The 25,282-nt window shown below is 73.4% G+C and carries 20 protein-coding genes; 15 read left to right on the top strand and 5 right to left on the bottom strand.

Annotated elements, in window-relative coordinates:
• Positions 1-37: 37 nt before the first annotated feature.
• Positions 38-1,078 (top strand): non-homologous end joining protein Ku, encoded by a 1,041-nt coding sequence (gene ku, locus JQX11_RS16560; RefSeq protein WP_204925841.1) that lies wholly within the window; start codon positions 38-40, stop codon positions 1,076-1,078.
• A 66-nt stretch (positions 1,079-1,144) separates the two neighbouring features.
• On the opposite strand, the gene JQX11_RS16555 is transcribed toward ku, so the two are convergent.
• Complete coding sequence (locus tag JQX11_RS16555) at positions 1,145-1,537, bottom strand: PPOX class F420-dependent oxidoreductase (protein WP_204925840.1); 393 nt, start codon at positions 1,535-1,537, stop codon at positions 1,145-1,147.
• 188 nt (positions 1,538-1,725) lie between these two features.
• Between JQX11_RS16555 and JQX11_RS16550 the strand changes: the two genes are divergently transcribed.
• The 7 genes from JQX11_RS16550 (at position 1,726) to JQX11_RS16520 (ending at position 13,612) form a co-directional block, all read left to right on the top strand.
• On the top strand, positions 1,726-2,373 hold the full coding sequence (locus JQX11_RS16550) for an FKBP-type peptidyl-prolyl cis-trans isomerase (protein WP_204925839.1): 648 nt from the start codon (positions 1,726-1,728) through the stop codon (positions 2,371-2,373).
• A gap of 140 nt (positions 2,374-2,513) precedes the next feature.
• On the top strand, positions 2,514-3,338 hold the full coding sequence (locus tag JQX11_RS16545; protein ID WP_204925983.1) for an SCO6745 family protein: 825 nt from the start codon (positions 2,514-2,516) through the stop codon (positions 3,336-3,338).
• Positions 3,339-3,651: 313 nt separating this feature from the next.
• Positions 3,652-5,439: a hypothetical protein gene (locus tag JQX11_RS16540; RefSeq protein WP_204925838.1), complete on the top strand. Its 1,788-nt coding sequence runs from the start codon at positions 3,652-3,654 to the stop codon at positions 5,437-5,439.
• A complete protein-coding gene (locus tag JQX11_RS16535) occupies positions 5,436-8,918 on the top strand; it encodes an AMP-binding protein (protein ID WP_204925837.1) in 3,483 nt (1,160 codons plus the stop codon). The genes JQX11_RS16540 and JQX11_RS16535 overlap by 4 nt, the downstream gene beginning before the upstream one ends.
• The gene (locus tag JQX11_RS16530; protein ID WP_204925836.1) at positions 8,915-9,889 is read left to right on the top strand and encodes a hypothetical protein; all 975 of its coding nucleotides are present in this window, start codon (positions 8,915-8,917) and stop codon (positions 9,887-9,889) included. The genes JQX11_RS16535 and JQX11_RS16530 overlap by 4 nt, the downstream gene beginning before the upstream one ends.
• A gap of 5 nt (positions 9,890-9,894) precedes the next feature.
• Complete coding sequence (locus tag JQX11_RS16525; protein ID WP_204925835.1) at positions 9,895-11,820, top strand: ABC transporter ATP-binding protein; 1,926 nt, start codon at positions 9,895-9,897, stop codon at positions 11,818-11,820.
• A gap of 4 nt (positions 11,821-11,824) precedes the next feature.
• Positions 11,825-13,612, top strand: coding sequence for an ABC transporter ATP-binding protein (locus JQX11_RS16520; RefSeq protein WP_204925834.1), 1,788 nt, complete (start codon positions 11,825-11,827; stop codon positions 13,610-13,612).
• Here JQX11_RS16520 and JQX11_RS16515 read toward each other — a convergent pair.
• Positions 13,603-13,887 (bottom strand): hypothetical protein, encoded by a 285-nt coding sequence (locus JQX11_RS16515; protein WP_204925833.1) that lies wholly within the window; start codon positions 13,885-13,887, stop codon positions 13,603-13,605. The two genes, JQX11_RS16520 and JQX11_RS16515, sit on opposite strands and share 10 nt — an antisense overlap.
• A gap of 423 nt (positions 13,888-14,310) precedes the next feature.
• Between JQX11_RS16515 and JQX11_RS16510 the strand changes: the two genes are divergently transcribed.
• Genes JQX11_RS16510 through JQX11_RS16495 form a run of 4 tightly spaced genes read left to right on the top strand, consistent with a single transcriptional unit; the run spans position 14,311 to position 17,412 of the window.
• Positions 14,311-14,502 carry a hypothetical protein gene (locus JQX11_RS16510; RefSeq protein ID WP_204925832.1) on the top strand — a complete coding sequence of 64 codons (192 nt, stop codon included), beginning with the start codon at positions 14,311-14,313 and terminating at the stop codon, positions 14,500-14,502.
• Positions 14,503-14,554: 52 nt separating this feature from the next.
• Complete coding sequence (locus tag JQX11_RS16505) at positions 14,555-15,211, top strand: HAD family hydrolase (protein WP_307826213.1); 657 nt, start codon at positions 14,555-14,557, stop codon at positions 15,209-15,211.
• Positions 15,212-15,252: 41 nt separating this feature from the next.
• The gene (locus JQX11_RS16500) at positions 15,253-16,389 is read left to right on the top strand and encodes a glutathione-independent formaldehyde dehydrogenase (RefSeq protein WP_204925830.1); all 1,137 of its coding nucleotides are present in this window, start codon (positions 15,253-15,255) and stop codon (positions 16,387-16,389) included.
• Positions 16,390-16,398: 9 nt separating this feature from the next.
• Positions 16,399-17,412: an NADPH:quinone reductase gene (locus JQX11_RS16495; protein WP_204925829.1), complete on the top strand. Its 1,014-nt coding sequence runs from the start codon at positions 16,399-16,401 to the stop codon at positions 17,410-17,412.
• A 179-nt stretch (positions 17,413-17,591) separates the two neighbouring features.
• On the opposite strand, the gene JQX11_RS16490 is transcribed toward JQX11_RS16495, so the two are convergent.
• A complete protein-coding gene (locus JQX11_RS16490; RefSeq protein ID WP_232377967.1) occupies positions 17,592-19,241 on the bottom strand; it encodes a fatty acid--CoA ligase in 1,650 nt (549 codons plus the stop codon).
• An 84-nt stretch (positions 19,242-19,325) separates the two neighbouring features.
• Here JQX11_RS16490 and JQX11_RS16485 point away from each other — a divergent pair, with 84 nt between their 5' ends.
• Entirely contained in the window at positions 19,326-19,817 is a 492-nt protein-coding gene (locus JQX11_RS16485; protein ID WP_204925828.1) for an NUDIX domain-containing protein, read from the top strand.
• A gap of 186 nt (positions 19,818-20,003) precedes the next feature.
• On the opposite strand, the gene JQX11_RS16480 is transcribed toward JQX11_RS16485, so the two are convergent.
• Positions 20,004-21,677 carry an MDR family MFS transporter gene (locus JQX11_RS16480; protein ID WP_204925827.1) on the bottom strand — a complete coding sequence of 558 codons (1,674 nt, stop codon included), beginning with the start codon at positions 21,675-21,677 and terminating at the stop codon, positions 20,004-20,006.
• 113 nt (positions 21,678-21,790) lie between these two features.
• A complete protein-coding gene (locus JQX11_RS16475; RefSeq protein WP_204925826.1) occupies positions 21,791-22,333 on the bottom strand; it encodes a type 1 glutamine amidotransferase domain-containing protein in 543 nt (180 codons plus the stop codon).
• 122 nt (positions 22,334-22,455) lie between these two features.
• Between JQX11_RS16475 and rfaE2 the strand changes: the two genes are divergently transcribed.
• Together rfaE2 and JQX11_RS16465 are read left to right on the top strand one after the other, a co-directional pair.
• On the top strand, positions 22,456-24,345 hold the full coding sequence (rfaE2, locus tag JQX11_RS16470) for a D-glycero-beta-D-manno-heptose 1-phosphate adenylyltransferase (RefSeq protein ID WP_204925825.1): 1,890 nt from the start codon (positions 22,456-22,458) through the stop codon (positions 24,343-24,345).
• On the top strand, positions 24,342-25,214 hold the full coding sequence (locus tag JQX11_RS16465; RefSeq protein ID WP_204925824.1) for a glycosyltransferase family 2 protein: 873 nt from the start codon (positions 24,342-24,344) through the stop codon (positions 25,212-25,214). Before rfaE2 ends, JQX11_RS16465 begins: the two co-directional genes overlap by 4 nt.
• The last annotated feature ends 68 nt before the right edge of the window (positions 25,215-25,282 follow it).

Here is a 25,282-nt window from a genome sequence, read left to right as displayed (position 1 = left end):
TTTGCGATCCTGGTCAGGGCGGGAGAGGAGCATCGGGATGCGGGCGATCTGGAAGGGAGCCGTGTCGTTCGGGCTGGTCTCGATCGGGGTGAAGCTCTACTCGGCGACCGAGGAGAAGGACATCCGGTTCCACCAGGTGCACCGCGACGACGGCGGCCGGATCCGCTACAAGCGCACCTGCTCGGTCTGCGGCGAGGAGGTCAGCTACGACGACATCGCCAAGGGCTACGACCTGGGCGGCGGCGAGATGGTGATCCTCACCGACGCCGACTTCGCCGACCTGCCGCTGACCAGTTCCCGGGCGATCGACGTGCTGGAGTTCGTCCCCGCCGAGCAGGTCGACCCGATCCTCTACAACAAGGCGTACTTCCTGGAGCCGGAGGGGACCGCCACCAAGCCGTACGTGCTGCTGCGCGACGCGCTGGCCGACTCGGAGCGGGTGGCGATCGTCAAGGTGGCGCTGCGCCAGCGGGAACAGTTGGCCACCCTGCGGGTCCGCGACGGGGTGCTGCTGCTCAACACGATGCTCTGGCCCGACGAGGTGCGTACCCCCGACTTCGGTTTCCTCGACGAGGACCTGAAGGTCCGCCCGCCGGAGCTGGCGATGGCCGCCTCCCTGATCGACTCGATGGCCGGCGAGTTCCAGCCGGACGCCTTCACCGACGACTACCGGGCGGCCTTGCAGGAGGTCATCGACGCCAAGGTGGAGGGCCGGGAGGTGGTCCAGCCCGCGGAGGAGGAGGCCGCGCCGGCCGCCGCGGTGGACCTGATGGCGGCGCTGAAGGCGTCCGTCGAGCGGGCCCGGGTCGCCCGGGGCGAGACGCCGTCCGGCGGGGCCGGCGAGCCCACGCCGATCTCGTCGGCCCGGTCGGCCAAGCAGGCGGCGAAGGCACCGGGGGCGAAGGCCGGACCGGCGAGGAAGACCACCGCCGGCAAGACCACCGCGAAGAGGACCACGGCGACGAAGGCGGAGCCGACGAAGAAGACCGCCGCGAAGAAGACCACGGAGAAGAAGGCCACCAAGGCCCCGGCGAAGAAGACCGCCGAGAAGAAGGCCGCCCCGCGCCGCAGCGCCTGAGCGACGGACCCGCGCACCCCGTCCCCCGGCGCGACGGAGGGCCGTCCCGCCGGGGTCGCGCGTCGGTCAGCCCCGGCCGAGCTTCTCGGTGGGGGTGATCCGGACGATCACCCGCTCCTCGTCGGGCCGCCGGAACGGGTAGGTGTCCTGCCCGAGGTACTTCTTCGCCAGCCGGTCGATGTGCGCGTCGGCGCCCTCGGTGACGAACTCGGCGGTGCCCTTCACCCACAGGGTGCGGAAGTCGTCGGCCCGGTCGACCACGGAGACCGCGACCACCGGGTTGCGGGCGATGTTGTGGTACTTCTGCCGCCCCCTGGCGGTGTTGAACAGGATGTGCTCGCCGTCGACGTCCACCCAGACCGGGGTGACGTGCGGGGTGCCGTCCGCCTCGATGGTCGCCACGTGGGCGAGCTGCGGCTCGGCGAGCAGGGCCTTGTCTTCGTCGGTGAGGATCGCCATGGTCGAGAACCTACCGCCGGACGGCCCCCGCCACCCGGGAAGACGGGCACGAACCGGGAGGCCAGGCACGATGACCGGACACGACTGGCGGGCGACGGCCCACCCTCGGCATCGATCCGGGTACCGTGTGCGCTGGCCACGGAACCGGTCGCCGGGCCGGCCACCCACATCAGCAGGGAGTCGAGGACGTGAGCGAGCGTACGGAGAACCGTTCGGCGGGCCAGGGTCAGGCCCCGGAGACGAAGGCACAGCGGCGACTGGCCGCCCAGTTGGCGGCCCAGAAGGCCGCCGAGAAGCGCAAGCGCCGGCAGGCGTGGCTGGGCGCCGTCGCCGGCGTGGCCGTCATCGCGGTGATCGTCGGGGTGTTCGTGGTGGTCCGCAACGGCGAGAAGGACGACCCGAAGCCGGCTGCGGCACCGGCCGGCTGCGCGGGTGAATTCCCCAAGCTGCCCGAGGGTGCCGACCAGGCGCTGTGCACCAAGCCGCAGGCCACCAAGGGCGAGGGCGAGCTGACCGGGCTCAAGGCCACCCCGCTGATCCGGGGCACCGGCCCGGCCGCCCAGGCCGGCCAGCAGATCACCGTGAACTACGTGGGTGTGTCGTACAGGACCGGTGAGGAGTTCGACGCCTCCTGGAAGCGGTCCGAGCCGTTCACCTTCGGCCTCGGCCAGGGCAACGTCATCCCCGGCTGGGACCAGGGCATGCAGGGTCAGACCGTGGGCAGCCGGGTCCAGCTCGACATCCCCGCCGACCTGGCGTACGGCGACAAGCCGCAGCGTCCCGGCGCGCCCGCCGGCCCGCTGCGGTTCATCGTCGACGTGCTGGCGGTGCAGTAGACCACACGGGTCTTCCGGCCGGCACCTACCGGCAGTAGGTTCGGGGTCACCGTGGGCGGCCGGTCCGCGCCACGGTGACCCCCACCGACCCGGAGGTGCGCGTGCCGCCGCTGGACGATCCCGGGCGCACCGCCCGGTTGATGTGGACGCACATCGAACCCCTGCACGCGATCACCTACTTCCATCCCCGGGCCCGCGCCGCCACCGAGGCGATCGGGCTGCGCGGCTACTGGCGGGGTTACTTCGCGGGTCGGGCCGCCCCGCTGGGGGCGGTCGACGCCGCCCCGGTGACCGCCGTCTTCTTCACCTTCGCCCCGCCGATGGTGGGCCGGGCGCTGCCGGCGGTGTGGCAGCTCGCCGCCCCCGAGGAGGCGTTGCGCGCCCGGCTCACCGGGGCCGTGCAGGCGCTCGCCGAACTCACCTACGAACTCCCCGAGGCGCACCTGGCCGAGGCGGCCGAGCTGCTGGAGGTCGCGGCGGTCGGGGCGGACACCGCCGGCCGGGTGCTCGGTGCGGCCAACGCCGCCCTGCCACGCGGCGACTACCCGCTGGCCCGGCTCTGGCAGGCGGCCACCACGCTGCGCGAGCACCGCGGTGACGGGCACGTGGCGGCCCTGGTCGCCGCCGGCCTCGACCCGGTCGAGACGTTGGCGTTCCGGGTCGCCCAGAACCGGCCGGAGGAGCACCTGCTCGGCCGGGGCTGGACCGGGGACGAGTGGGCGCAGGCGCGGGCCCGACTGGTCGACCGGGGTTGGCTGACCGGCGAGGGCACCCCCACCGAGGTGGGGCACGCCGGGCTGCGGGCCGTGGAGGACGCGACCGACCGGGCGGCCGCCCGTCCCTGGCTGGCCCTCGGCCCGGACGGCACGCGACGGCTCCGCGAGCTGCTGGTGCCGGTCGCCCGCGCCTGCCACACGGTCATCCCTGCGGACAGCCCGATCGGGCTCCCCGCGCTCTCCTCCTGACCGCCCCCGGCCCGTCGCCCGGATCGGACCATCGGTGCCGTACCGGGTAGTCGTGTCGTAGCAGGTCGTCGGTGGCCGATACACGTTGTTGACACATGTTTCATCGTCGGCGAGACTTCGTGATCGGGAGCGCTCCCACACCGGGGTGGAGTGTCGTCTCCTTCTCGCCGTGGCACTGCCACGGGAGCCTTCCACCCTCCAGGTCGGCTGCCGGCCGCCGCATGCCCTGTCGTCACCGCACGGCGGTGGCCGTCGTCGTACGAGCCTCATCGTGCGAACGCCGCAGCCTGCCCTGGTCGAGAAAGGCGGGACCGTGCGACGTACGAAATTCGACCAGTGGAGCCAGGAACTGCGCGACGTGCGCGACCCTGTCGAACTGTTCGACAGCAGCGCCCAGACGGCCGTCCTGCGACTGCTCACCATGGCGGGCAAGGTGCCCTTCCGGTCCGCCTTCGACGGACTGACCCTGCGTGAGCAGGCGATCGTCCGGCACCTGCTCGGCCGGCAGCACCTCCGGCTCACCGCACCGGGCACCGACGCCACCGCCGCCCAGTTCGTGCTGGCCCACTCGGCGCTGGGCAAGCTGACCATCCACGAACCGGCGCGCGGCGACCTGCCGGCCGAAGAGGTGGTGGCCGAACTCGCCCTGCCCGGGTGGATGGTCGAGATGATCGACGAGGAGTGGCTGCCGGCCCAGGTCGAGGAGGAGCACCAGCGCCGCGAACTCGACCAGATGCTGCACACCTGGCACGCCGACGGCAGCCTGCCGGAACGGCTGGAGGAGGTCATCGACTGGGTCGAACGGGTCGAGACCGTCCTGATCTTCGTCGAGCGCCGGGTGTTCTCCCGCTCCGACTCCGGCTCCAGCACGCTCATCCGCGACGGCGTGCTGCCCGCGTTGCGGGGCCGTCCACCGGCCGACTGGAGCCCGGAGGAGCGGCTCTTCGTCGCGTCCATCCAGTTGCTGTTCCGCACCGGCCGGGCGGTCCGGTTCGAGGAGTTCAACGGCCGCCAACTCAACGCGGTCAGCCTCCGCAAGGTGCTGACCACCCGCTGCGCGACGTACCTGCGCGCGCTCGACGGGCAGGCCACCCGGGAGCTGAGCACCGCGACCCTGGCCGAGTTGGCCACCCTCGCCGGTGAGCTGGTCGAACTCGTCGACGGCAGCGGTCACATCCGCTACCGGCGGATCAACGGGCTGACCTACGCCAAGGACGAGTACCTGCTGCCGTGGGAGGGTGAGCAGCGCAGTCAGGTCGAGCTGCCGCCGACCCTGCGGACGTCGGCCGGCGTCCGGCCCGAGCCGGTCGACGGCGAGGACGCCGCCTCCTGGGTGCGTCACGCCACCACCGCCGCCCTGCGCAACGTGCACGCGGGTGGCGACGAGCGCGAGCTGACCGGCATCCTGGAGGGCATCGTGCTGGGCGCGGTCGTCGACAGTCACGCCGACTACGGCATGTCCAGCGGCATCCGCGACCTGTCCCGCCTCGACGGTCCCGCCGGGCGGTACGACGAGGAGGTGGCGGGGCTGAAGAAACCCGACTTCTTCTGCTGCGTGCTGCCCAGCCCTCAGATGGCCGCCGACCTGCCCGCCCCCGCCGTCACCGACATCCTGTGGCAGGTGGCGCAGCGGATGATGTACAACCGCTGGCACTTCGTGCCCGGTAACTTCGACCGGGTCGAGGTGCCCCGCCAGCGGCACTACTTCTTCCCGCCGCTGGTGCCCGACATCGCCGAGTGGGGCGACCTGCGCCACGGTGGGCACAGCACCTCCCGCGTCCGCTACACCCTGCGGGCCCCCGGGGCGGCGATGTGGAAGCAGCCGTTCACGGTCGGTGGCCGGCAGTACCGGGGCGCGTTCGACATCCGGCTGGTCCGCATGGACGGGCCACCGTTCACCCTGACCGACCTGCGGACCGCCTGCCGGTACTCGGCGCTGGTGGACGTGTTCTGGCGCGAGATCGCCGGCTACGCCGACGCGCACGACGGCTGGGCCCCGGCGATCACCGCGTTCAGCGGCGACTGGTACACCAAGGAGTCGTGGCGGGACGCCGTCGAGCGGCTCGACGCGGCACAGCAGGCGGTCGGAGGGCTCGCGTGAGCGTCGACCCGCAGCAGGTCGTCGTCAACGGCGAGGACCAGTACTCCCTGTGGCCGGCGGACCGGCCGCTGCCGGGCGGCTGGACGACGGTGTTCACCGGGCCCGTCGAGGCGTGCCTGGAGCACGTCGCGGCACACTGGACCGACCTGCGGCCGGCCTCGCTGCGTACCGCCGGGGGTGCCGGTACCGGCCCCGCCACCCGGCTGGAACCGGCCACGGTGGACGCCACGTCGTCGGTCGCCACCGGCCCCCGCCGCCCGTTCGGGGACACCCCGCTGCACGTCCTCGTCGACCGGGCGCTGGCGGCCGACCCGGGGCGCGTCGCGGTGCGCTGCGCCGGGGTCGCGGTCACCGCCGGGGAGCTGCGGGACCGGGTCCGGCACGCCGCCCGCGTGCTGCGGGGCCACGGCGCCGGGCCGGAGACCCCGGTCGCGGTGCTGCTCCCCCGCTCGGTGGACGCGGTGGTGGCGATCCTCGCGGTGCTGGCGGCCGGGTCGGCGTACCTGCCGCTGTCGGTGCACGACCCGGCGGACCGGCGGGCCCGGATCCTGGCCGACGCGGGCGATCCGGTGCTGCTGACCGGCCCGGAGCACCGGGGCCTCGTGGACGCCGGCTACCCGTCGACCGTGCTCGACGTGACCGACCTGCCGGAGCCGGTCGGCGACGACGGTGACGGCGGCTGCCGGGTCGAGAACCTGGCGTTCATCATGTACACCTCCGGCACCAGCGGCGCTCCCAAGGGGGTGCTCGGCACCCACCGCCAGCTCGTCAACTACGTGCACTGGTGCGCCGAGGAGTTCGCGTTCCAGCCCGGGGAGCGGGCGGTGCTGCACGCCCCGCTGTACTTCGTCGGGTCGGTGATGACGCTGTTCACGGCGCTGGTCGCGGACTGGGAGCTGGAGGTCGCGCCCGAGCCGGTCGCGTTCGACGACCTGATCGCGTTGACCGCCGCCGCCCCGTGCGGGTTCCTGAAGCTCACCCCGTCGCACGTGCGGGCGATGACCGCCCTCGGTGGCGTCGACGACGTCGCCCGTCAGGTCATGATCGGCAGCGAGCCGCTGTACCTGACCCCCGAGTTCGACGCGTGGATCAGCGGCAGCCCCAAGTCGGGCTTCGGCAACCACTACGGCATGAGCGAGACCGTCGGCGCGACCTGGTACTGGATCGGCGCGGACCGGACGGTCGGGCGACGGCTGCCGGTCGGTGCCCCCATCCCCAACGCCGAGGTGCACATCCTCGACGAGCAGGGCCGGCCCGCGCCGCCGGGGCAGACCGGCGAGATCTGCCTGGGCGGGGCGGTGATCGGCCGGGGTTACCACGGCCAGCCGGTGCTGACCGCCCAGCGGTGGATCCCGCACCCCGGTGGCGACGGGAGGCGGCTGCTGCGCACCGGGGACCTGGGCCGGCTGGGCCCGGACGGGGTGCTGGACGTGCTCGGCCGCGCCGACCGGCAGGTGAAGATCCGGGGCCAGCGTGTCGAGCCGCCCGCCGTCGAGGACGCGCTGCGCCGCTGCCCCGGCGTCGCCGAGGCGGTGGTGATCGCCGAACCCGACGGCCACGACCTGCACCTGGTCGCCTACCTGAGGTCCGAGGACGAGCCCCGGCCGACCGAGGCGCAGTTGCGCGCCCACGCCGCCGGTCTGCTGCCGGAGGCGTCCGTCCCGAGCCGGTTCCTGTACGTGGCGCAGTACCCGCTCACCCCGAACGGCAAGGTCGACACCCGCCGGCTGCCCACCACGCCGGTGGTGAGGCCCGCGCTGAGCACCGCGTACGTCGCGCCCTCGGGTGACCTGGAGACGGCGGTGGCCGGGGTGGTCGGCGCGGTGCTGCGGGTGGACCGCCTCGGTGTCGACGACGACTTCTTCGAACTCGGCGGCGACTCCATGCAGGTGGTCGAGGTCGTCACCCGGTTGGACGAGGAACTGGGCCTGCCGGTGGGCATCGCCGACCTGTTCGACAGGCGTACGGTGCGTGCCCTGGCCGCCGGGATGCCCGACCACCGGCCGCCCGCCCCCGTGGTCGCGGCGACGCCCACCGGTGAGCAGCCGGACCGGTCGCTGCGGGCGGACGCCGGCCAGCCGGCGGTCGGGGACGCGGCGGTGCAGGCGCGGTTCTCCGGGGCGTCCGCCGGTTCCGCGCCGCTGACCTGGGGGCAGCTGGCCATGTACCGGCCGATGCAGTGGTTCGGCGAGGCCAGCCGGGACTTCAACATCCGGCGGGTGCTGCGGCTGGCCGCCCCGGTCACCACGCAGCGGGTCACCACGGCCTGGTCGGAGCTGGTGCTGCGGCACCAGGTGCTGCGCACCCTGATGACCGAGGACGTCGACGGACCCCGCCAGCACCTGCTCGCCGACGGGTCGTACGCGCCACTGGTGCGGGACACCACCGCCGCCGAACTGCCGGCGGCGGCGGACGCCGCCGCCGCCGAACTGGCCGGCACCGCGTTCCGGCTGGACCGGGACTGGCCGGTCCGGTGGGCGCTGCTGCGCGTCGACGGCCAGGTCGAGGCCGTGGCCGTGGCCGCCTCGCACGTGTCGCTGGACGGCTGGTCGCTGGAGCTGCTGCTGGCGGAGCTGCGCACCCTGATCGAGGGCGAGCGGACCCTGCCCGCGCCGGGTTGGCAGCCGTTGGACCAGGCCGGCTACGAGGCGTCGCCGGCCGGGCAGCGCCGGGCCGACCGGTCCCTGGCGTACTGGCGGGAGCGGCTGCCCCTGGTGCCGCAGCGGATCTTCGACGGGCCGGAGCAGGACGCGGGTCCGCTGCCGGTCGTCACCTGGCGGATGGAGTCCGCCGCCGTGGCGGCGGCGGCCGGCGCGCTGGCCGAGCGGACGGGGGCGTCGTCGTCCACCGTGGTGCTGACCGCCGCGCTGCTGGTCCAGGCGGCGTTGACCGGCCGGGACCGGGCCGTGGTGAAGCTGATCGCGGGCAACCGGAACACCCCCCGTCAGCGGCAACTGGCCACGGGTATCGCCCAGAACGCGCTGCTGGTCTTCGAGATCGGCGACGGTGACGTCGACGATGCCGTGCGGCGCTGCTACCGCGACTCGACGGAGTCCTACTTCCACGCCACCTATCCGCCGGACGTCCTGGACGAGCTGATCGCGGCCGAGGGCGCGCAGGCCGACCTGTCGGTGTACTTCAACGACGCCCGGTTGGGTCGCGACTTCGACGTGCCGGCGGAACCGCCCGACCGGGCCGCGCTGACCGCCCTGGCGGCGCAGACCACCGTGCGGCAGGTCACCGCTGTGGCCCGGCACGACATGACCTTCTTCCTGGCCATGCCCTACCTGGCCGGTGGCTGCGCGCTGCAGTTGCTGGCCGACACCCGGCGGGTGCCCGGCGCCGTCGGCGAGCGGGTGCTGCGGGGCGTCGAGACGCTGCTGTGCGAGGCCGCGCTGCGCCCGGTGGCCCTGCGGGACGTCACCGCGCTGCTCGACCTCGGCCGCACCCGCCCCTCCGACCACCGGGAGTCCCGATGACCGACCCCTATCCGCTGCTGCACCGGCTGGCCGCCGCCGGCGACGACGCCCTCACCACCGTCGCGCTGCCGCCCGACGGCCGCTACCAGGTCGTCACCACCACCGTCGACGAGGTCACCGCCCAGATCGTGGATACCCTGCGCGACGGCTTCGCCGGCCGGGGCCCGGACGACTACCCGCTGCTGGTGCTCGGCTGGGGACGCTGCCGGGTCGGCTCGACCGCCGTGACCAACCTGTTCGGCATGGCGCGGGCGGCGGCCTACTACCAGCCGGTCAAGACCATCGGCCGGTTCGCGCTGACCGGTGGCGAGGGTTCGCCGTGGAAGCTGCCCGACGGCGAGCCGGTGTTGTTCGCCAAGGAGATGGCCGGGCCGTACGTGCCGTTCGAGGCGCTGTTCAACCCGGCCCGCTGCCTCGTCGAGGCCGGCTGGCCGGTCGACCGGCTGCGCCTGCTGGTGCTGGACCGGCAGCCGCGTGCCTCGCTCGACTCGTGGATGGCCAAGTGGGAGGGCAAGATCGGGCGCGAGCGGGTGGTGGAGAACTTCGTGCTCAGCACGCTCAACTACGCGCGGATGCGCGCCTGGGCCGGGGCCGAGGGGCTGGCGGTGACGCACTTCCCGTACGAGTGCAGCCGCGCCCCGCAGGAGACCGTGTCCCGGTTGTTCGACCGCCTCGGCATCGGCCACCTGTACCAGCCGGAGATGCTCACCGGTTGGGGTGCGGCCGGCGACCTCAACTCCGACCAGTCGAAGATCCACAACCCGGTGGAGCCGGAGCCCTACGTCGTACCCGGTCTGCACGGCAACGCCGACGAGTACCGCTTCCGGCCCCGGTCGGTCGCGGTGCTGACCGACGCGGAGCTGGCCGTGGCCGACAGCCCCGAGGTGGTGGAGTCCTACCAGGTCTCGGTGCGGTCCTGCGCGCAGGAGCTGGACCTGCCCGCGCCCCTGCGGGACGAGATCTTCGGCTGACCGCGATGACCGCCTCCCCCTCCGGCGTCGGGCAGTGGCGTGAGGCCGCCGCCGCCCGGCTGCGCATCGCCCGGCAGTGGCCCGCCGCCGGAGCCGGTTGGAGTGCCGTCGCGCTGGCGCTCAGCGTGTCCCGGGGGGTGCTGCCGGTGGTCTTCGCGATCGCCGTCAGCACCACCGTCGGCCGGATCGGCCCGGTGCTGCACGGCACCGCCCGACCGGCCGGGGTGTGGTGGCCGCTGGCCGTCGCCGGGGCGGCGCTGATCGCGGCGCAACTCGCGGAGGCGGCGCAGAAGGCCGTCGCCGAGCAGCTCAGCCGCCGCGTCGACGGGCACATGTACCGGCGGCTCATCCAGGCGTCGCTGTCGACCCGGGAGATCACCCCGCTGGAGGACCCGGCGGTCCTGGACGAGCTGGGGGAGGCCGGGCACGAGCTGCGGTTCGCGTTCCGCACCCCGGGCGCGGCCTACGCCGGGTTGATCGCGCTCGTCGGGCCGTACACCCAGGTCGCCGGGTTCACCGTGGTGGTGGCGGTGGTGCTGGGGCCGTGGGCGGCGCTGGTCATGCTGGCGGTGGTGCTGCTGTTCCGGCACGGCCAGCGCGGCGGGTTGCGCCGCTACGCCCGGGTCATCCGGGACGTGGCGGCCCTGCGCCGGGAGAGCCGCTACCTGCGGGGGCTGGCGATGGGCCCGGCCGCCGCCAAGGAGCTGCGGGTCTTCGGGCTCACCGGCTGGCTGACCGAACGCTACCGGCAGGTCTACCGCCGGGCCCTGGCCCCGGTGTGGGCCGAGCGCCGCCGGATCTACCTGCGGCCCTACCTGGTGTACACGGCGGTGGGGCTGGTCGGCGTCGCGGCCGTGCTGGCGTTGGCCGGGGTCCGCGCCGCCGACGGGGCGTACGACCTGGCCGCGCTGGCGCTGGTGTTGCAGGCGGTGCTGGCCCTGATCCGGCTGGGCGAGTTCTACCCGGACTCCGACACCCAGACCCAGTACGGCATGAACGCCGAGACCGCCATCACCGCGTTCGAGCAGGCCATGGCCCGCTATCCGGAACCCGCCGACCGGGGCCGCGCCGGGCCGCCCGCCTCCGCCGCCCCGGCCATCGACTTCACCGGGGTGCGCTTCGGCTATCCGGGTGGAGCCACGCCGGTGGTCGACGGTCTGGATCTGCACATCCCCGCCGGACGCTGCACCGCCCTGGTCGGGGTGAACGGCGCGGGCAAGACGACCCTGGTGAAACTGCTGGCCCGGCTCTACTCGCCGGATGCCGGTGCGGTACGCGCCGACGGCGTCGACCTCGCCGACCTGCCGGCCCGGGACTGGCAGCGGCGGATCGCCGTGGTGTTCCAGGACTTCGTCCGCTACGAACTGTCGGTGGCGGCCAACATCGGGTTCGGCGCGGTGGAGCATCTCGACGACCGGGCCGGGATCCGCCGCGCGGCGGAGGCGGCCGGGCTGCTCGACACCCTCGACGCACTGCCGGACGGCCTGGACACGCTGCTGTCGCGGGCGTACGACGGCGGGGTCGACCTGTCGGGTGGGCAGTGGCAGCGCATCGCCATCGCCCGTGCCCTGTTCGCGCTCTACCACGGGAGCACGGTGCTGGTGTTGGACGAGCCCACGGCGGCGCTGGACGTGCGGGCCGAGGCCGAGTTCTTCGCCCGGTTCGCCGAGCTGACCCGGGGCCGCACGACGGTGCTCATCTCGCACCGGTTGTCCAGCGTCCGGTTGGCCGACCGGATCGTCCTGCTCGACGGGGGGCGGGTCGTCGAGCAGGGCAGCCACGACGAGCTGATGGCGGCCGGCGGCCGGTACGCGGCGATGTTCACCCTCCAGGCGGAGCGGTTCGCCGACGACGGGGCCGACCGGGACACCGGCGGGGCCGACCGGGACACCGACGAGGGCGCCGGTCCGCTGGCGCAGCGGGTGGGCTGAGGCGATGATGCGGGCGATCAGCGGGCTGCTGCGGCTGTCGTGGCGGCAGGACCGGCGCAAGATGGCCGTGGCGCTGGCGTTGATGCTGGGCAACGCGGTGGCGGTGCCGGCGAGCGCGGTGGCGCTCAAACACCTCACGAACGCGGCGGCGGCCGGCCGGGCCGGGGCGGCGGCCTGGGCGGGGCTGGCCGTCGCGGTGGCCGCGATCGCGGCGCTGACCTGCGCGCACTTCGCGCACATCGGGTACTTCGAGGTGTCCGAGCTGAACGTGCTCAGCACCGACGAGCAGCTCATCGAGATCAGCAACGGCACCCCGTACCTCGACCACCACGAGCGGCCCGAGCACGCCGACCGGATGGCGTTGGCCCAGGACGAGCTGCAACGCATCGGCGAGGGCCTCCAGGCGCTGCTGACCGGCGGCTCGCTGGCGGTCGGCCTGCTGCTGACCACCGTGCTGCTCACCCTGACCCATCCGGCGCTGGTGCTGCTGCCGCTGCTGGCCGCGCTGCCGGTGCTGGCCGGTCGCCGGGCCGAGGCCGCCGCCGACCGGGCCCGTGCGGACAGCGTCGTCGACACCCGGCAGGCCCGGCACCTGTTCGAGCTGACCACCGCCGCGTCCTCGGCCAAGGAGCTGCGCCTGTTGGGCCTGGAGGGGCATCTCCAGCAGCGCTACGCCACGCACTGGCAGCGCGCCACCGCCCGCCTGTGGCGCGGTGAGCTGGCCGCCGGCCTGTGGCGCGCGGCCGGGCAGGCCGTGTTCGCCCTCGGCTACGTCGCCGCCCTGGTCCTGGTGGTCCGCGACGCCGTACGCGGCCGGGCGGACGTCGGCGACGTGGTGTTGGCGATCATGCTCGCCTCGCAGCTCAACCACCAGGTCGCCGCCGCCGTGACGATCACGCAGCAGCTGGCGCGCAGCGGCCGGTCCCTGCAACGCCTGGACGAGGTGCGCGAGCTGGTGCCGACGCCGGTCGTCGCGCCCGACGCGCCCGCCACGCCGCTGCTCCCGCCCGCGCGCCTGCTGGAGGGCATCCGGCTGCGGCAGGTCACCTTCACCTACCCGGGCGCGGCGGAACCGGTGCTGCGCGACGTCGACCTGCTGCTGCCCGCCGGCAGCACCGTGGCGGTCGTGGGCGAGAACGGCGCGGGCAAGACCACGCTGGTCAAGCTGCTCAACCGGTTCTACGAACCCGACCGGGGCGCGATCCTGGTCGACGGGGTCGACCTGCGGCATCTCGACCTGGCCGCCTGGCGGGCGCGGACCACCGCCGCGTTCCAGGACTACGCGCGGCCGGAGCTGACCGCCCGGCTGGCGGTCGGCATCGGGGACCTGCCCCGGGCCACCGACGACGAGGCGGTCCGCACCGGCCTGGCCCGCGCGCACAGCGAGGTCGCCGACAAGCTGCCGTACGGGCTGGACACCCGGCTGGGGCGCAGTCACGCCGACGGCGGGGTGGACGCCTCCGGCGGGCAGTGGCAGCAGTTGGCGCTCGGCCGGGCGATGATGCGCGACGCCCCGCTGCTGATGGTGCTGGACGAGCCGGCGTCGGCGCTGGACGCCGAGGCCGAGCACCGGTTGTTCGCCAGGTACGCCGACGGGGCGGCCCGGGTCGCCGCCGACAGCGGCGGAGTGACGGTGTTCGTGTCGCACCGCTTCTCGACGGTCCGCACCGCCGATCTGATCATCGTGATCGGCGACGGCGGGGTACGCGAAGTGGGCACCCACGACGAGCTGATCCGCCTCGGCGGCGTCTACGCCACCCTCTACGGCACCCAGGCCGCCGCCTACCGCTGAGTTCGGGGCCGCACGATCGAGCCGGACCGCCGCTGCTGCCCGACCGGAACGGGGACGGTCCGGCGGTGGACGACCAGACCCGCCGGCTGCACGAAGATCGACCGTCGGGCCACCGCGTCGCCCTTGTCGTCCAGTTGGTAGACGTCGAGCCAGCACCAGCCGTCGTAGGTGATCCAGTCCAGCACCCGGATCACCCGGCACCGGATGGGCTTGACGAACTGCACGCTGGCGGCCCGGCCCACCTGGATCAGGTCACCCGCGCGGAGTGTGGTCATTGCAGGTCCCTCACCCGCCGCCTCAGCACCTCGGGTCTGGTCACGACCCACCACCCGGCCATCGCCTTCGGTTGATCACCAATCGGCGGTTCGACTGGTTGGTCTTGGGTAGCCAACCGAGGAATCTGCGGTGGAGAGCGCCGGCCGGAGCCCAGCCCATGTCGTGTGTGGCGGACACCAGATGCGCGCCCATGTAGAGGTCGAGGGACGCAGGAGCGCGGTCGTACTCCGCGAGCAGTTCCCGGCGGCGGGTGGGACACGGCCAGGGCGACTCACACCCCGCACACGTCCAGACAGGCAGAACAGGTCCGTGGCTCGTCATCGGTCCACCACATCACACAGAGTTGTACACAGGCAACCCCTTAGGGGATTGCCTTGCCCGCTACCCCCTAATGCAAGTCCGCCAGACCATAGCGTCAAGTCGTGGAGTTGCTCGGGCTGGATGAGATCCGCGACCTGCTTGGCGGGATCAGCAAGCAGCGCGCCACGATCATCGTGGGCCGCAAGGGCTTCCCCGATCCCCTGGTCACCCTGAAGATGGGTCGCGTCTGGGATGGCAAGGCCGTCCGGGCCTGGATCGCCACGAACCGCCCCAGTCCCGCCGACGAGGACTGACCCCGCCGGGGCCACCACACGACCGTCGGCCGGGGTCGGGGAGGATGGGGCGGTGACGGTGGATGCGGTGGTGTTCGACCTGGACGGCGTGATCGTGGACTCGGAGCCGGTCTGGGAGGAGGTGCGCCGGGCGTACGTGGCGGCGCGGGGCGGCACCTGGCAGCCCGACACCCAGCGGCGGCTGATGGGGATGAGCACCGGCGAGTGGGCCGAGTACCTCAGTGGTGAGCTGGGCGTCGACCGCAGCGCCGAGCAGGTCGCCGTGGACGTGGTCGAGGAGATGGCCCGGCGGTACGCGGTGCGCGTACCGCTGATCGACGACGCCGACCTGGTGGTGCGCCGGTTGGCCGCGCGCTGGCCGCTGGGGCTGGCCAGTTCCTCGCCGACCCGGCTGATCGACGCGGCGCTGACCGCCGCGGACCTCACCGCCGAGTTCCGGGTGACCCTGTCGACCGAGCGGACCGCCCGGGGCAAGCCCGCACCCGACGTGTACCTGGCCGTCGCCGAACGCCTCGGGGTCGACCCGGCCCGGTGTGCCGCCGTGGAGGACTCCTCCAACGGGGTCCGCTCGGCCGCCGCCGCCGGGATGCGGGTCATCGCGGTGCCGCACGGGTCGTACCCGCTGGACCCGGACGCGGCGGAGCTGGCCGCGACGGTGCTCTCCTCGGTGCACGACCTGACCCCCGAGGTGGTCGACCGGCTCGGCTGAACCGCCTCCGCGACCCGGCCGGGCCGCCTAGCGTCGGACCCATGAGAGCTGTGGTTTACCAGGGGCCGCACGAGGTGACGGTCGAACAGGTCGAGGACCCGCGCATCGAGCACCCCGACGACGTCGTCGTGCAGATCACCACGACCGCGATCTGCGGCTCGGACCTGCACATGTACGAGGGGCGCACGCTCGCCGAGCCGGGCATCGTCTTCGGCCACGAGAACATGGGCACGGTGGTCGAGGCCGGCACCGGGGTACGCGGGATCAGGGTCGGCGACCGGGTGTCGATGCCGTTCAACGTGGCGTGCGGGTTCTGCCGCAACTGCCGGGAGCAGAAGACCGGCTTCTGTCTCACCGTCAACCCCGGCTTCGCCGGTGGCGCGTACGGCTATGTGGCGATGGGGCCGTACCGGGGTGGGCAGGCCGAGTACCTGCGGGTGCCGTTCGCCGACTTCAACTGCCTGAAGCTGCCGCCCGGCACCGAGCACGAGAACGACTACGCGATGCTCGCCGACATCTTCCCCACCGGCTACCACGGGGTGGCGATGACCGGGTTGCGGCCCGGTGAGCGGATCACCGTGATGGGGGGCGGGCCGGTCGGGCTGATGGCCGCGTACTCGGCGGTCCTGATGGGCGCCGCCGAGGTGTTCCTGGTGGACCGGGTGCCGGACCGGCTGCGGTTGGCCGAGTCGATCGGCGCGACCCCGATCGACCTCTCGGCCGGGGACCCGGTGGCGCAGATCCTCGACCGGACCGACGGGGTGGGCACCGACCACGGGGTGGACGCGGTCGGCTACCAGGCCACCGGGGCGGGCGGCGCGGAGCAGCCGGCGTCGGTGCTGAACAGCCTGGTCGAGGTGGTCCGGGCGACCGGCGCGATCGGTGTGGTCGGCCTCTACCTGGCCAACGACCCGGGTGCCCCGGACGAGCACTCCGGCAAGGGTGAGCTGCTGTTCAAGGTGGGCAAGCTCTTCGAGAAGGGCCTGCGGATGGGCACCGGGCAGGCCAACGTGAAGACCTACAACGAGTACCTGCGAAATCTGATCATGGCGGGGCGGGCCACGCCGAGTTTCGTGGTGAGCAAGGAGTTGCCGTTGGACGCGGCGCCGGACGCGTACCAGCGTTTCGACCGCCGCGAGGCGGGCTACTCGAAGGTGGTGCTCAAACCGGCGGCCTGAGGAGACGGCATGCAGACGATCGTGTACGAACGCACCGGTGACCCGTCGGTGCTCCGGCTGGTCGACCGGCCGGTGCCCGAGCCGGGCCCGGGGGAGGTGCTGGTCCGCCTGGCGGTGGCCGGGGTGAACCCGACCGACTGGAAGAGCCGCCGGCAGCAACCGCTACCGGTCGGCTGGCAGACCCCGGGGCAGGACGGGGCGGGCGTGGTGGAGTCGGTCGGCGCGGGGGTCGACCAGGGTCTGACCGGGGAACGGGTGTGGGTCTGGGAGGCCGCCTGGCAGCGCCCCTGGGGTACGGCCGCCGAGTACACGGTGGTGCCGGTCCGGCAGGTGGTGCCGCTCGGGGACGCCTCCTTCGACCTGGGGGCGTGCCTGGGCATTCCGTTCCTCACCGCGCACCGCTGCCTGACCGTCGGGGAGTACATGCCGGGCACCCTGCACGCCGGGGCGCTCAGCGACCACGTGGTGCTGGTGCAGGGTGGGGCGGGCGCGGTGGGCAACGCGGCGATCCAGTTGGCCCGCTGGGCCGACGCCTGCGTCATCGCGACGGTCAGCAGTCCGGAGAAGGCGCAGTTGGCGGCGGCGGCCGGGGCGTCCTTCGTCATCGACTACCGGGAACAGGACGTGGTCGACGAGGTCCGCAAGATCGCCCCCGACGGGGTGCACACCGTCGTCGAGGTCTCCGCCGCCCGCAACGCCGCCACCGACGTGCAGGTGCTGCGGCCCGGCGGGGCGGTCTGCGTCTACGCCGACGACGGTGGCGGCGAGGTGACCCTGCCGATCCGCCCGTTGATGGCCCCGAACGCCCGCTGGCAGTTCGTGCTGGTCTACACCGCACCGAAGGCGGCCAAGGCGCAGGCGGTGACCGACGTGGCGGCGGCGGTCGCCCAGCGGGCGGTACGGGTGGGCGTGGAGGCCGGCCTGCCGCTGCACCGCTTTCCGTTGGCGCAGGCCGCCGACGCGCACCGGGCGGTGGAGGACGCGGTGGTGGGAAAGGTGCTGATCGACACCGCCGGGCGGTAGTTCCGAGGACATTTCGCAATCACCCGGACAGACGCGAGTAATTCTCGCAACAATGACATGGCGGGTCACCCCGCAAGGAAGGGCGGCCCCGGCGCGGTGCGAACGCCGGGGCCGCCCCTGGGGAGGGATGTTTCAGGAGTGACGTCCCTACCCCATCGGCGACGAGTCGCCGAAAAGTGTTACGGCCCCGCCAGCTCCCGTACCTCCAGGTCGCCGGCGGCGTACCGCGAACGCACCACCTTCTTGTCGAACTTGCCCACGCTGGTCTTCGGCACCGCGTCGATGACCGCCCAGCGTTCCGGCAGCTGCCAGTGTGCCACCGAACCGGCGAGGAACGCACGGAGCTGCTCCACACTGGTCGACGCGCCCTCCCGGACCACGACGGTGGCCAGTGGACGCTCACCCCACCGCTGGTCGGGCACCCCCACCACGCAGGCCTCCTGCACGTCCGGGTGGGCCATCAACGCGTTCTCCAGCTCCACCGAGGAGATCCACTCCCCACCGGATTTGATCACGTCCTTGGCCCGGTCGGTGAGGGTGATGAACCCGTCCGGCGAGAGCGTGCCGACGTCACCCGTACGCAGCCAGCCGTCGCGGAACTTCTCGGGATCGGGGGCGTCGTCGCCGACGTACCTGGCGGTCACCCACGGCCCGCGCACCTCCAGCTCCCCCACGGACGTCCCGTCGGCGGGCAGCGGCTCGCCCAGCGGGCCGACGATCCGGGCCGCCACCCCCGCCGGCACCCGCCCCTGCGTGTAGCGGTACCGCCAGGCGTCGTCGCCGGTCACCCCGGCCGGCGCCCGGGACACCGACCCCAGCGGGGACATCTCGGTCATCCCCCAGGCGTGGATCACCTCGATGCTGTGCCGTTCGGCGAACGCGTGCATCAGCGCGGGCGGGCACGCCGAGCCGCCGACGATCACCTCCTTGAGCGACGAGGTGTCCACGTCGTTGGCGTCCAGGTGGGCCAGCAGGTCGTTCCAGATGGTCGGCACCGCACCGGCCAGGGTGGGCCGCTCGGCGGCGATCATCTCGGCGATCGGCGCGGCCTGGAGGAACCGGTCCGGCATGATCAGTGACGCGCCGGAGAGGAACGCCGCGTACGGCAGCCCCCAGGACATCGCGTGGAACATCGGCACGATGGCCAACTCCCGGTCACCCGGACCGAGCCCGAACCCCTCCGGCAGGCACACCTGCAACGAGTGCAGATAGATCGACCGGTGCGAGTAGGCGACGCCCTTGGGGTGGCCGGTGGTGCCGGAGGTGTAGCAGAGCGCGGCGGCGTCCCGCTCGTCGACCTCGGGCCAGTCGTAGTGCTCGGGCCGGCCGGCCAGCAGCTCGTCCCAGTGGTGGAAGGTGACCCGGTCACCGGCGACGGCCCGCAGCGGCCCGGGGTCGCCCCCGCCGACCACCACCACGTGCCGCACCGTGGTCAACTCGCCGAGCACCCGGGCCAGCAGCGGGATCAACGTCGAGTCGACGAGCACCACCCGGTCCTGCGCGTGGTTGGCGATGTAGGCGACCTGGTCGGGGAAGAGCCGGATGTTCAGGGTGTGCAGCACCGCGCCCATGCTCGGCACGGCGAAGTACGCCACCAGGTGCTCGGTGTTGTTCCACATGAAGGTGGCGACCCGCTCGTCGCCGGTCACCCCGCACTCGTCGCGCAGCGCGTGGGCCAGCCGGGCCGCCGTCCGCCCCACCTCGGCGTACGACATCCGGCGCGGCTCGGCCCCCGTCCAGGTGACCACCTCGGCCGTGCCGTGCACGGTGACACCGTGTTCGAGGATCCGGGCGACCTGCAGCGGGGCGTCCATCATCGTGCTACGCATGGGTGACAAGCTAGTGTCGCCGGTCACACGTTGGGAACCCCCGGAACGTCGGACCGTCCCCGGGATGCTGCGTAGATTGTCCGGGTGAGTATCTCCTGGGCCGACTCGTACGTGGGACAGCTACGCGCCCTGGCCGGTGACCGGACGCTGATGTTCGTCGGCGCCCGGGCCGTGGTGCGCGACGACGCCGGGCGGGTGCTGCTGATCCGCCGCTCGGACAACGGCCAGTGGGCGCTGCCGGCGGGCGCGATGGAACTCGGCGAGTCGATCGCCGACTGCGCGGTGCGGGAGGTACGCGAGGAGACCGGCCTGCGCGCCCTGCGGGTCAGCGCCTTCGCGCTCTACACCGGCCCGGACCGCACCCACACCAACATGTACGGCCACACCTACCAGATCTTCACCGCCGCGTTCCGGGTCGACGAGTGGGACGGCGAACTGGCCCGGGTCACCGACGAGACGACCGACGCCGCCTTCCTGCACCCGCACGAGTTCCCCGCCCCGCTCTCCCTGTCTGTCCCGGAAACCCTCGCCGACCTGGAAGTCTTCGAACAGACCAACCGCCTCATCCTGAAGTAGCACCCGCCCCGCCGCCCCGTACCGGTTCCCCCGCTTGCCCCGCTTCCCCCGCTTGCCCCGGTGATCAAGAGGTTTGCGTCAACCTCCGCGCCGATTCCTGACGCAAACCTCTTGATCACCGAAGCGGGGCGGGAGCGGGGCCGGGGCGGGGCCGGGCAGACCGGGGCGGGGCTGGGTGGGGCAGGGTCAGAGCATGGTTTGGGATTTGGCGTTGAGGTCGGCGGCGGCTTCCTCCTTGGACTCCCGGGTCAGGGGCTTGCCGCCGGGGGCGGGGGCCGTTCCGCCGAGGGGGTCGGCGCCGCCGGTCGCGCCCTGCGGGCCGGCACCCCGGAGCTGGTCGTTCGGCAGGGCCAGGGTGACCAGCACGGCGAGCAGCGCGATCAGGCCGGTGGTCAGGAACACCAGGTGCAGCGCGTCGACGAAGGACGCCTGGATGGCCGCCCGGACCGGACCGGGCAGGGCCAGGATCGTCGCCGGATCGTTGATCGAGATGTTCGTGCCGCTGCCCGCCACCGCCGCCCGCTGCTCGGGCGGGAGCTGGGCGATCGCGCCGGGCAGCCGGTCGGCCAGGCCACCGGCGAGCCGGGAGGAGAGCACCGCGCCCAGGATGGCCACCCCGAACGAGCCGCCCAGCGACCGGAAGAACGTCGCCGAGGAGGTCGCCGCGCCCAGGTTCCGTACGTCCACCGCGTTCTGCACGCCGAGGATGAGCGACTGCATGCACAGGCCCAGCCCGACGCCGATGACCACCATGTAGCCGAACGCCGCCCAGAGCGAGCTGTCCACCTGGAGCCGGGTGAACAGCAGCATGCCGGCGACCAGCACCACCGAACCGGCCACCGGGAACCACTTGTACCTGCCGATCCGGCTCATCGCCCGGCCGGTCACGATCGAGGTGACGATGATGCCGGCCATCATCGGCAGCATCAGCAGGCCGCTGCGGGTGGGCGAGGCGCCCTTGACGATCTGCAGGTAGAGCGGGATGAAGATGATCGACCCGAACATCACCAGACCGAGCACAAAGCCGGCCGAGTTGGCCAGCGCGAACGTCGCCGAGCGGAACAGCCCGAGCGGCAGGATCGGCTCGCCGACCCGGGCCTCCTGGAGCACGAACGCCACCCCGAGCACCGCGCCCGCCACGAACAGCCCGATGATCGTCGCCGAACCCCAGGCGTACGAGTTGCCGCCCCAGCTCAGCGCCAGCAGCAGCGCGCTCACCCCGGCGACCAGCAGCGCCGCGCCCAGCCAGTCCACGGTGTGCTCCCGCCGCTCGAACGGGATCAACCGCAGCACGTGGTAGCAGACCACGATCGCCAGCAGCGCCAGCGGCACGTTCAGATAGAAGATCCACCGCCAGCTCGTCTCGGCGAAGTAGCCGCCGACCAGCGGCCCGGCCACCGAGGAGACGCCGAAGACCGCCCCGAACAGCCCCTGGTAGCGACCACGCTCCCGGGGCGACACCACGTCCGAGATGATGGTGAACGCCAACGTCATCAGGCCACCCGCGCCGATGCCCTGCACGCCCCGGGTGACGATCAGCTGGGTCATGTCCTGCGACAGGCCGGCCAGCAGCGAGCCGAGCAGGAACGTGCCGATCGAGAAGAGGAAGACCGGGCGGCGGCCGTACAGATCGGCCATCTTGCCGTAGAGCGGGGTGGAGGCGGTCGAGGCGAGCAGGTAGGCGGTCACCACCCACGAGTAGTGGTCGATCCCGCCCAGCTCGCCGACGATGGTGGGCAACGCCGTACCGACGATGGTCTGGTCCAGCGCGGCCAGCAGCATGCCGGTCATCAGGCCGAACATCAACAGACGGAGCTGGCGGGCCTGGAGCACCGGCTGGCCGTGGGTCTGGGCGGTCATCCCGCCTTCTTTCCCGCTCCCCCGCGAACATGCCTAAGCACCGGAGGAAACCTGCGCGGCACCCGACGGGCACGCGGGCCACCAGGGACCCGCATGCCCGTCGGGGGTACGCCTCAGCCGGCGAACCGGTCGACGATCGCGGCGCAGAACGCCGGCAGGTCGTCGGGGTTGCGGCTGCTGACCAGGTTGCCGTCGGTCACCACCTGCTCGTCGACCCACGTCGCGCCGGCGTTGGTCAGGTCGGTACGCAGGCTCGGCCAGCTGGTGATCCGGCGGCCCGCCACCACACCCGCCTCGACCAGGGTCCACGGGCCGTGACAGATCACCCCGACCGGCTTCCCGGCGGTGAAGAACGCCTGCACGAACCGGACCGCGTCCGGGTCGGTCCGCAGGAAGTCCGGGTTGGCCACCCCACCGGGCAGCACCAACGCGTCGTAGCCGTCGGCGTCCGCGTCGGCCGCCGTCACCGCCACGTCGTACGTCTTGCCCTGGTCCAGGTGGTTGAAGGCCTGGATGGTGCCGGGCTTGAGCGACACCAGCTCGGCGGTCGCGCCCGCCTTCTCGACCGCCTCCCGCGGCTGCACGTACTCGACCTCCTCCACGCCGTCGGTGGCGAGGAACGCGATCCGCTTGCCCTGCAATGTCGTGGCTGCCATGTCGGTTTTCCCCTCTCCGGATACCTCTGGTCGGTTCCCGGGGCGTAGGGCCCGAAACGTGACCCTGGTCGCCGGTCGCGGCGGAGGGTTTGGCCTGGTCGGGGCGGGGGACCCCGGTGGGCATGGCAGGAGCAGCAGCGGAACAGCGCCGGCTCGCCACCGTCGTGGAGAGCTGGCGGGAACGCGCCGTCCTCGTCGTCGGCGACGCCATGCTCGACGAGTGGCGCTTCGCCGAGTCGGAGCGGCTGTGCCGGGAGGCCCCCGCGCCGATCCTCACCCTGCGCCGACGGATCACCGCCGCCGGTGGGGCCGCGAACACCGCGGTCAACATCGCCACCCTCGGCGGGCGGGCCCTGCTCGTCGCCCCGGTCGGCGCGGACGTGGCCGGCGACGAACTGCACGACTGCCTGGACCGGGCCGGCGTCTGGGACCGTACGGTCAGTGAACCGCACCGGCCGACGCCGGTGAAACGCCGGATGCTCGCCGGCAACCAGATCCTGCTCCGCGAGGACTCCGGCGACCCGGACGACCCGCTCGACGACGACGGGGTCGGTCGGCTGCTCACCGCCCTGAGCTGCGCCACCGAGGAGCTGCGGGCGGTGGCCGGTGGGATCGCACCCACCCTGGTGGTCTGCGACTACGGCCTCGGCGCGCTGCCCGCCCCGGTACGCGCCTGGCTGGTCGCCCACCGGCACCGGTACGCCACCGTCGCCCTGGACGCCCACGACCTCGCCGACTGGCGGGGGCTGAACCCGACGGTGGTCACCCCCAGTTTCGCCGAGGCGACCCGGCTGCTGGCCCGCGCCGCCGCCGGCTTCGGCGCGCCGCCCGCCCCGGCCCGTACCGGCGGCACCGGCCTGCACCTGGACCACCCGCCCAACGATCCGGCGGACGGGCCGTCGGAGCTGGTCGTGGGCACCGCCCCGGGCGGCGTCGGCCGGGCACCGACCGGCCCGACCGGGGAGCCGACCCCGGGCGAGGGGCGGGTCGCGATGACCGGGGACGGGCTGAGCGTGACCGGGGCCGGGGTAACCGTCAACGCGACCGTCGGCGAGGGGGTCGACCGGGCCGGGCTGGCCCGGGCGCGGCTGGCCGAGCTGCGGGCGCACACCGGCGCGGACGTGGTCGCGGTGACCCTGGACACCGAGGGTGCCATCGTCGGCGGCCCGGACGGTGCACCCCGGCGCAGCCACAGCACCCCCGTCCCGGCCAGTCACGCCGTCGGCGCGGGGGACGCGTACCTGGCGGCGATGACCCTCGCCCTGGCCACCGGGGCACCGCTGCCGACCGCCGCCCAACTGGCCCAGCTCGCCGCCACCATCACCGTCTCCGACACCGGCACCTGCGTGTGCCGCCGGGAGGACCTGCTCGACGCGCTCGGCGGCGCCGCCGGCGGCGGCACCCATCCGACGCTCGTCGGCACCGGGGAGCTGGACGCGATCGTCGCCGACCACCGGCGAACCGGCCGGTCCGTGGTGTTCACCAACGGCTGCTTCGACGTGCTGCACCCGGGGCACGTGCGCTACCTGGAACAGGCCCGCGCGCTCGGCGACCTGCTGGTGGTGGCGGTCAACTCCGACTCCAGCGTCCGCCGGCTCAAGGGGGCCGACCGGCCGGTCAACCCGGTGGAGGACCGGATCGCCCTGCTCGCCGCGCTGTCCTGCGTGGACCACGTGGTGGTCTTCGAGGAGGATTCGCCGGCCGACCTGATCGAGGCGGTGCGCCCCGACGTGTACGTCAAGGGCGGCGACTACCCGCCGGAGATGGTGCCGGAAGCGCCCCTGGTGCGCCGGCTCGGCGGTCAGGTGCGCACCCTCGGCTACGTGCCGGACCGGTCCACCTCGGCGATCATCGACCGGATCCGCGCCCAGGCCGCCACCGGCCTGGCCACCACCGGCGACCCGCCGGACGACCGGCTGCGACCCGCCGCCGGAATGCCCGCGGCACCCGGCCCGGAGCCGACCCCGGCCACCCCGACCCCGACCGCCGAACACCTGGGCAGGATCACGTGAACCGACCGCTCGACCTCGGCTCGGCCGGGGAGTTCCGCCGACCCCGTCGGCTCGACGTGCTGATCCCCACCCGCAACCGGCCGGCCGAACTGGCGGTCACCCTGGCCGGGCTGGCCGCCCAGGTCGAGGTCCCCGACTTCGGGGTGGTGGTCAGCGACCAGTCCGACGACGACCCGGCGTACGCGCACCCGGCGGCGGCCACCATGGTCCGGGCGTTGCGCCACCGGGGGCACCCGGTGCTGCTCACCCGCCGGCTGCCCCGGCGCGGGCTGGCCGAACACCGGGCGTACCTGCTGGACCGGTCGGTGGCCAGCTACGTGCTCTGCCTCGACGACGACGTCTGGCTCGAACCGGGCACCCTGGACCGGCTGGTCACCGCGATCGGGGAACTGGGCTGCGGGTTCGTCGGCAACGCGGTGCACGGCCTGTCGTACGCCGACGACGTCCGCCCCGAGACGCACCGGCACTACGAGGAGTGGGACGGCCCCGTGGTGCCGGAACGGGTCCGCCCCGACACCCCGCAGTGGCAGCGGGCCGCCATCCACCCGGCCGCGAACCTGCTGCACGTCCAGCAGAAGCTGGGGCTGCCGGCGGGGGCGTGGCGGGCGTACAAGGTCTCCTGGATCGGCGGTTGCGTGCTCTACGACCGGGCGGCGCTGGTCGACGCGGGCGGCTTCGAGTTCTGGCGGCGGGTGCCGGAGAACCACCAGGGCGAGGACGTCGCCGCCCAGCTCGCGGTGCTGGCCCGGTACGGCGGCGCGGGCGTGCTGCCCAGCGGCGCGTACCACCTGGAGTCACCGACCACCGTGACCGACCGTGACGTCGAGGCGTGGGAGGTCGTCGCCGCCGAGACCCCGCAGCCGGCCTGAGCCCGGCCGGCCGCCGATCCGCCGGGGTCGTCCCGGCCCGGGGCCCGTCGGCCGGCGGTGCGGACGAC

This window comes from Micromonospora humida (genome assembly GCF_016901255.1).
GTDB classification, from domain to species: domain Bacteria; phylum Actinomycetota; class Actinomycetes; order Mycobacteriales; family Micromonosporaceae; genus Micromonospora; species Micromonospora wenchangensis.
The sequence above is the reverse complement of the archived record's forward strand: the minus strand, read 5'-3'. Positions and strand labels throughout refer to the sequence as shown.